This is a genomic window from Pseudoalteromonas sp. S1609 (assembly GCF_005887255.1).
In the GTDB taxonomy this organism is placed as follows: domain Bacteria; phylum Pseudomonadota; class Gammaproteobacteria; order Enterobacterales; family Alteromonadaceae; genus Pseudoalteromonas.
Window position 1 is genome coordinate 25,271 of the sequence record NZ_PNDJ01000026.1, and the last position, 7,465, is coordinate 32,735.

7 protein-coding genes are annotated in these 7,465 nt (G+C 40.7%); 5 read left to right on the plus strand and 2 right to left on the minus strand.

The features are described from left to right. Positions 1–8 precede the first annotated feature (8 nt). Positions 9–1,241, plus strand: a complete 1,233-nt coding sequence (locus CWB76_RS07850) for a GGDEF domain-containing response regulator (RefSeq protein WP_138606647.1) — start codon at positions 9–11, stop codon at positions 1,239–1,241. Positions 1,242–1,244: 3 nt separating this feature from the next. On the opposite strand, the gene rarD is transcribed toward CWB76_RS07850, so the two are convergent. Both rarD and CWB76_RS07860 read right to left on the minus strand, forming a co-directional pair. After that, entirely contained in the window at positions 1,245–2,165 is a 921-nt protein-coding gene (gene rarD, locus CWB76_RS07855; RefSeq protein ID WP_138606649.1) for an EamA family transporter RarD, read from the minus strand. Positions 2,166–2,216: 51 nt separating this feature from the next. Further along, positions 2,217–2,672 (minus strand): thioesterase family protein, encoded by a 456-nt coding sequence (locus CWB76_RS07860; RefSeq protein ID WP_171039605.1) that lies wholly within the window; start codon positions 2,670–2,672, stop codon positions 2,217–2,219. A gap of 143 nt (positions 2,673–2,815) precedes the next feature. Between CWB76_RS07860 and recQ the strand changes: the two genes are divergently transcribed. From recQ to CWB76_RS07880, 4 genes are all read left to right on the plus strand, one after another. Continuing rightward, on the plus strand, positions 2,816–4,639 hold the full coding sequence (gene recQ, locus CWB76_RS07865) for a DNA helicase RecQ (RefSeq protein WP_138606651.1): 1,824 nt from the start codon (positions 2,816–2,818) through the stop codon (positions 4,637–4,639). Between the two features lie 7 nt (positions 4,640–4,646). Then, entirely contained in the window at positions 4,647–4,931 is a 285-nt protein-coding gene (locus CWB76_RS07870; RefSeq protein ID WP_010391549.1) for a DUF3630 family protein, read from the plus strand. 139 nt (positions 4,932–5,070) lie between these two features. After that, the gene (locus CWB76_RS07875; protein ID WP_138570005.1) at positions 5,071–6,789 is read left to right on the plus strand and encodes a POTRA domain-containing protein; all 1,719 of its coding nucleotides are present in this window, start codon (positions 5,071–5,073) and stop codon (positions 6,787–6,789) included. Between the two features lie 64 nt (positions 6,790–6,853). Beyond that, positions 6,854–7,429 (plus strand): mechanosensitive ion channel domain-containing protein, encoded by a 576-nt coding sequence (locus tag CWB76_RS07880; protein WP_010391553.1) that lies wholly within the window; start codon positions 6,854–6,856, stop codon positions 7,427–7,429. The last annotated feature ends 36 nt before the right edge of the window (positions 7,430–7,465 follow it).

The following is a 7,465-nucleotide window of genomic DNA, read 5'->3' on the forward strand; positions in this document are numbered from 1 at the left end:
GCTGTTACGTGACGCACAGAATACTTATTATTGAAGACACCCCTACTATTGCGCGAGTGCAAAAGCATATCGCGCAAAAAGCGGGCTACGAGGTTGATATTGCTCAGTCGCTGGCTGAGACTAAAGAGCTGATAAGTAAACATGCTTATTTTTGCGCAGTGGTAGACTTTATATTACCTGATGCCCCACAAGGGGAAGCGGTTCCCTGCACCGTTGCAGCAGATATTCCTACCATAGTTATGACAGGCAATATCGATAATCAAACTCGCGATACCGTCGAAAAATACCCTATTATTGATTACATTATCAAAGGCAATAAACAAGCTTACGAATATTTAGAAAAGCAGCTTTATCGCCTACCTCGAAATAAGCAGGTAAAAGTACTGGTTGTTGATGATTCAGCTTCAACACGCCAATATATTTGTAATTTATTAACACGTCATAAATATCAAATCTTTCAAGCAGCCGATGGCCTAGAGGCGCTTAAAGAGCTTGAAAACACCCCTGACATCTCTGTGATCATTACCGATAAAGAAATGCCTAACATGGGCGGTATTGAGCTATGTAATGAAATTAGGCGCATTTATAGTAATGACGAAAAAGCTGTTATTGGTATCTCAGGCGCTACATCGTCTAATTTGTCTGCTTTATTTCTAAAAAATGGAGCAAACGATTATCTATATAAACCTTTTAACAGTGAAGAATTTTACTGCCGGTTGAGCCAAAACGTCGATATGCTAGAGCATATCGAAACTATAAAACGCCAAGCCAATACCGACTATTTAACTAAACTCCCTAATCGCCGTTACTTTTTTGAAGAGGCTAATAAGTCATTAAAGCAGTTTAAAAAAGCAAAAATGCCGGCACAGCTCGCCATGCTTGATATTGACCATTTTAAAGCGATTAACGATACCTATGGTCATGATGCCGGAGATGAAGTGCTTAAAGGGCTTGCGATATGCTTTAATAAATATTTTGAGAACCAATTGGTTGCCCGTTTAGGCGGAGAAGAATTTGCGGTATTTTTTACTGAGCTAACCGAACAGGAGGCGCTAAAACGACTAGAGAGCTTCAGGCTTTTTATTGAGCTTAACAGTCATGAATTCAGTCAAGCAAACATCAAGTTTACGCTGTCGATAGGCTTCAGCAACAGTAAAACCTATCAGATTGATGAGCTATTAAAACAAGCCGACTTAAAGCTCTACAAAGCCAAAGAGTCGGGTCGTAATAAAGTGGTTTAGTTTTTAAACCACACCAGAGGCTACAATGGCCGCTTTTCTGCGTTTTCGCGATTGATGGTATGAGTCCCAACTAAAAATAGCCAATGCGCTCCAAATACACGCAAAGGTAATTACGCGCTCAGCATCAAACACCTCACCATAAAATACCACCGCTAAAATAAACATTAGGCTAGGCCCTATATACTGAAAAAACCCTAACGTTGTATATTGCAAACGCTTAGCCGCGCCGGTAAAACACAGCAGTGGCAGCGTAGTTACTATGCCCGCGCTCACCAATAATGCATTAGTTAGCCAATCATTCACTGGTAAATTTGACGTTTCAGTCGGTACCATTAGCCACCAATAGGTAAGCGCCACGGGTAACAATATTAATGCCTCAATTAAAATCCCAGGCAGAGCATCAACTTGTAGCTTTTTACGTAATAAGCCATATAGTGCGAAAGATGTCGCTAATGAAAACGCTACCACGGGGAATGAGCCAAAACTAATTAGCTGTAACAACACGCCTGTAAAAGCTAAAGCAACAGCAACACCTTGCAACTTACGTAATCGCTCGTTTAAAAACACCATACCAAGCAACACATTCAATAGAGGATTAATGTAGTAACCTAGGCTGGCATCCAACATGTGATTGTTATTGATGGCCCAAATAAACAATCCCCAGTTAAACCCTAGTAAGGTCGAGGTAACAACTAACATCAAAATAAGTTTAGGTTGGATTAAAATGCGTTTAATTTTATCCCAGTAGCTGAGCACACTCACCACCACAATAAGAAACACCACAGACCAAATAACACGGTGCATTAAAATTTCAAATGCTGACACATGTTGGATCATCTTAAAATAAATGGGTGCGAGGCCCCACATAAAAAAAGCGAGGCAGGCAAAAATAGCGCCCTTTCGCTGCTCGGTATCAATCGACATAGTAACCACTTGGTGATTTAAAAGGCCGTCAGTTTAACCCCCTCTCACTTTTTAGCCAACTAAATACGTGCCCGTTCCAAAAGCAATTTGTACTGACTTCTCGTTGTGCAACTCCATTCGACACACGCATACTTTATTTCCTGAGCGAATCAGCTTAGCACTAGCAATAAATACCTCGCCTTTGCCTGGACGTAAATAGTCGGTGCGTAAATCTATTGTCCCCAGTGTGGCTAATTTTTTATGTACACTGGGTAAATCTGCATCGTCTAGTTTTCCTATAACGCTGGCGGCAGCAAGCATTCCACCCACATTATCAAGTACCGCCGAAATAACCCCACCATGGAGAATTTTTTGCGCAGGGTTGCCTATTAACACATCTTGCCAAGGAAAGGAGATTTTAGCTTGTTCAGTACTAAGCGACTCCACCGCTATTTTTAAAAATTGGTTAAAAGGCATATTATTAACAAATAACGCCCCAACTTGTTCAATCAACATTTCTTTATTCATTATTATTCTCTATGTTTTAAGGTGGTACGATGAGTAAAGCACAACTTAAAGCTGTTGTAACCTCCTCGGTTATCATTACCGATGTTTACACCAAGTAATGAAAGCTAAAGACATCCTGATAAAAAACCACTAAAATAGCGCCGATGAATACACTAACTCCCTCTCCAAGTACGCTGGTGCGTAAACCTGAAACTGTACTCAAACAAGTGTTTGGTTACAGTGAATTTCGCGACGGTCAAAGTGCAGTAATTGATGCTGCGATTAACGGCCAAGACTCGTTAGTATTATTGCCTACCGGTGGTGGTAAATCGGTGTGTTACCAAATACCCGCACTAGTGTTAGAGGGGGTAACCATTGTTATCTCTCCGCTCATTTCTTTAATGCAAGATCAAGTAACTCAGTTACAAGCTCTAGGCGTAAAAGCCGCTTATATAAATAACAGCTTAGCCCGTGAAGAACAGCAGTTAGTCTATCAGCAGTTGCATCAAGGACTAATAAAATTACTTTATGTTGCCCCAGAGAAAGTGCTGCAAAGAGAATTTTTAGAGCGCTTATCGCATTTAAATGTCAGTTTGTTTGCTATTGATGAAGCACACTGTGTTTCTCATTGGGGACATGACTTTAGGCCTCATTATTTTAGGTTAAATGAATTAAAGCAACGCTTTACGCATGTACCTATGATGGCACTCACTGCCACCGCAGATAAAGCCACCCGCTTTGATATTGTTGAGCAACTCAAGCTACAGCAGCCATATATTCACACCGGTAGCTTTGACCGCCCTAATATTCGTTACACCATAGAAGAAAAATTTAAACCTATGGTGCAATTACTACGTTATTTGAAAGAGCAAAAAAATCAAAGCGGTATTATTTATTGCACCAGCCGCAAGCGAGTTGATGACATTGCTGAAAAGCTTGCCGATGCAGGTCTTAATGCGGCGGCTTATCATGCGGGAATGAGCAACGAACAGCGTCAATTTGTGCAAACTGGGTTTGCCCGTGACGATATTCAAATTGTGGTTGCCACCGTTGCCTTTGGTATGGGAATTAACAAGCCTAACGTACGTTTTGTACTGCACTATGACATTCCAAAAAGTATTGAAGCGTATTATCAGGAAACCGGTCGCGCTGGACGTGATGGACTCGCTGCAGAAGCCATTATGTATTTTGACCCCGCCGATATAGGTAGGGTTAGACGCTTTTTTGAAGATATTGACGATGAACAACGCCGTCGTGTAGAAGAGCAACGCTTTAATGCCATGGCCAGTTTTGCCGAAGCGCAGACCTGCAGACGTCAAATATTATTAAACTACTTTAGTGAATACCAACGAGAGCCGTGCGGTAACTGCGATATTTGCTTAAATCCTCCAAAAAGCTTTGATGGCACACTGGTGGCCCAACAAGCACTTTCGTGTGTGTATCGGGCACAGCAACGATTTGGTTTAGGTTACATTGTAGAGTTATTACGCGGCGCAAATACCAGCCGCATTCGTGATAACAACCATCATGAACTCAGCACCTATGGCATAGGTAAAGATAAAAGCAGTGAGTTTTGGCTCAGTATTTTACGCCAACTTATTCACCAAGGGCTACTAAGCCAAGATATAACCCAAGGCGCATCACTACGGCTTACCGAAGCTGCACGCGCTATTTTAAAGAGTGAGTATGCGCTACAACTGGCTGAACCACGCCTACAAGCTAAGCACGTTTATCAGGATAAATTAGCGCAGTTTAATTACGATAAAAAGTTATTTGCTCGCCTACGTGCATTACGTAAAGAATTAGCCGATGCCGATGACGTACCCCCTTATGTAGTATTTAACGATAAAACGCTGGCCGAAATGGCGCAGCTTATGCCTACCAACGACAGTGAATTTTTAAAAGTGTCGGGGGTTGGTTTTACTAAATTAAACAAATATGGCGGTGAGTTTTTAACCGCAATTCGACATTATCTAGCAACGCAATAAGCCCCTTATGACCGAACTTGAATACGATCACACACATCAATGCATTATTGTTAAACCAACAGAGTTGCCGCACGATGAAGACTTTGAGTTGTGGGGAACGTTTTTTTTGCACAGCGATGAAATTAGCATTAGTGAATTTGCAGCTGGGGCTGATCGTCACCAACTGCGTTTTAACTATGCTAACCACACTTTTAATTTAAATTTTGAGCATTACAGTCAAAGTGTGTGGATTAACGGCGAAGGTCAAGATGCCGACAACCTATTGGCAGCGTTAACATTTTATTTAAGCTAAGGCCACGTCTATTTATCGCTAATACCTTATAATTGCTATAAAAAATAAACTAAATTGGCACTTTTACTTACATATTAATAACAATGATGTAAGCTAAGAGTAAGTGTTTTATTTTGCAAAATAGCGCTAAAGAGGGTCAATGCTAAATAGAAAATGGATTGCACGTAGTTGTTTTAGCCTTTCTATTTTGAGTATGTTTATGCTCAGCGTTTGCGCGCAAGAAACGCCACTAGCCCAAAGCTGCCAAAATGACGATTCATTGAAAACTTCTGAAATTAACTTGCGTCGACAAATCGAGTCTCAACCTCCACCGCTTACGACAAATAGTAACGCTAAAATTGCCTCAATTAATCTTAAACAACTTAATGTTTTTAATACCGAGCTAGAAGCTGAGAACAACGCACTGTTTCGCTTTGCTAATCGTGCACATATACAAACTGAGCCTGAGGTTATTAAAAGCATTTTATTGTTTAAAGCGGGTGATACTTTTAATCAAAAAACCTTGGCTGAATCTGAGCGGCTACTGCGTAAACAAAACTATTTATATGACGCACAAATTGTTGCCAACGAAAACTGCGATGGCGATATTGATGTAACCGTGGTGACTCGCGATTTGTGGACTTTGCTACCCGAGCTTAGCTTTAGCCGCAGTGGTGGCGAAAATAAATCAAGTATCGGCTTTCGCGAGTCTAACTTATTTGGTTGGGGCAAACGATTATCGTTTGCTCGCAAAACCGACAGTGATCGTAATGGCTATTTATTTGTTTACGATGATCCAAATATCCTATCAACACGCTACAGAGGTCGTATAGAGTATGCCGATAACAGTGACGGTAAAAGCCACTTAGTTGAGCTTACTTACCCATTTTACGCCATTGATACACCCTATAGTTATGGTGCCCTGAGTTACTCTACCCAGCGAGAAGAGGCACTCTATCTTAGGGGCGATAAATTTAGTGAGTTTGAACAGACCACCGATCTAAATCAGGTATTTTTTGGTCACTCTAAAGCCCTTAGCCATAACTGGACACAGCGCTTGAGCCTAGGTTATATCGATGAGCAACAAACATTTAAAAGCATCGATGAAACCACTGTGCCGCTAGCTGAAAATAGGCAGCTTAGTTATCCTTATGTAAGCGGCCACTGGTTTGAAGATAACTTTATAAAAGTGCGTAACTTTGACAGTATTTACCGTACCGAGGATTTAAATTTAGGTTGGAATATAAAAGCTACGCTGGGTTATTCTGATGAATCAATTAGTAACGACGATAGCCGCGCTATTTACTCGTTTAACTTTAATAAAGCACATTTTAGTGGTGATAATACGCTATGGCGCTTTCACGCAGATATTCAAGGTTATTGGAATAAAGAACAAAAACAGCTTGAAAACTTAATCACCACCAGCCAAATTCAATATTATTTAAATACCAGTATTGATCAGTCTTGGTATGTAAAAGCCAGGCTACAATACGCAAAAAACCTCACCAACGATAAGCAGCTCACTCTCGGGGGCGAAACAGGTTTACGCGGTTACCCTATTGAGTTTCAACATGGCGATCGGAGTTTTTTAGTCAGCTTAGAAAAGCGCTACTATTGGGAGTATGACTTACTACAACTATTTAAAGTGGGAGGCGCAGCCTTTCTAGATGTAGGTCGCGCATGGTATAACAATGACTCGAATACCCTGTATCAAGTTGAAAACACACCTGTACTTAAAAATGTTGGACTCGGTTTACGCCTTGCGCCAAGTCGCGCCAATGCAGGTACCATGATCCACCTTGATATTGCCGCGCCACTAAATAAATATAACGATGTTGACTCGGTACAATGGCTACTGAGCGTTAAAAATTCTTTTTAAATCACTACTGCGCACAAAGCTAACACGTTACACTTTGCGCCTATCATTATTGTGAGAATACGTTTTGGAATTAATCTCTCTTTTAGAGCTTGTGAGCACACAATATAAGTTAATCGTAACTGTAATTGCGCTGTTGAGTTTTCCGTTACTGTTAAAGCTAACTAAAAAATTACTCGAAAAAGCCATTAGAGGTAAAATCGATTTACACAGAAAATACCGAGCAGAGTTACTATTAAAAATAATACTCGCCTTTGTTATGTTGTGTTTAGTATTAGTTTTTTGGGGAATAGAGCTGCGTGGTTTACTGGTATTAGGCTCTTCCTTATTTGCCATGTTAGGCGTTGCGCTGTTTGCGGCTTGGTCATTATTGAGCAACTTAACTGCTTTTTTACTCATGTTTATACAAAATGACTGCCGTGTAGGCTATTGGGTTAGAATCGTGGATGGGGCCAACGCCATTGAAGGACGCATTATTGAAATGGGGCTGATGAATGTATTACTAGAACACGTTGATGGGCATAGGGTGATTTATCCAAATAACTTATTTGTTACCCGCCCAGTGTTAGTTCTCAATACAGAGCCAAAACCAACAAAGGCGCCTAAAATTAAACGTATTATTGGCCCAAAACCACGTAATTAAATAAAAATTAAAAAAGCCGCTTAAGCGGCTTTTTTA

What these genes read in the sequence shown, in the direction of transcription:
- CWB76_RS07860 (WP_171039605.1), bottom strand. Translation starts at nt 2,672, where the DNA reads ATGAATAAAGAAATGTTGATTGAACAAGTTGGGGCGTTATTTGTTAAT.
- CWB76_RS07875 (WP_138570005.1), top strand. Translation starts at nt 5,071, where the DNA reads ATGCTAAATAGAAAATGGATTGCACGTAGTTGTTTTAGCCTTTCTATT.
- CWB76_RS07870 (WP_010391549.1), top strand. Translation starts at nt 4,647, where the DNA reads ATGACCGAACTTGAATACGATCACACACATCAATGCATTATTGTTAAA.
- recQ (WP_138606651.1), top strand. Translation starts at nt 2,816, where the DNA reads ATGAATACACTAACTCCCTCTCCAAGTACGCTGGTGCGTAAACCTGAA.
- rarD (WP_138606649.1), bottom strand. Translation starts at nt 2,165, where the DNA reads ATGTCGATTGATACCGAGCAGCGAAAGGGCGCTATTTTTGCCTGCCTC.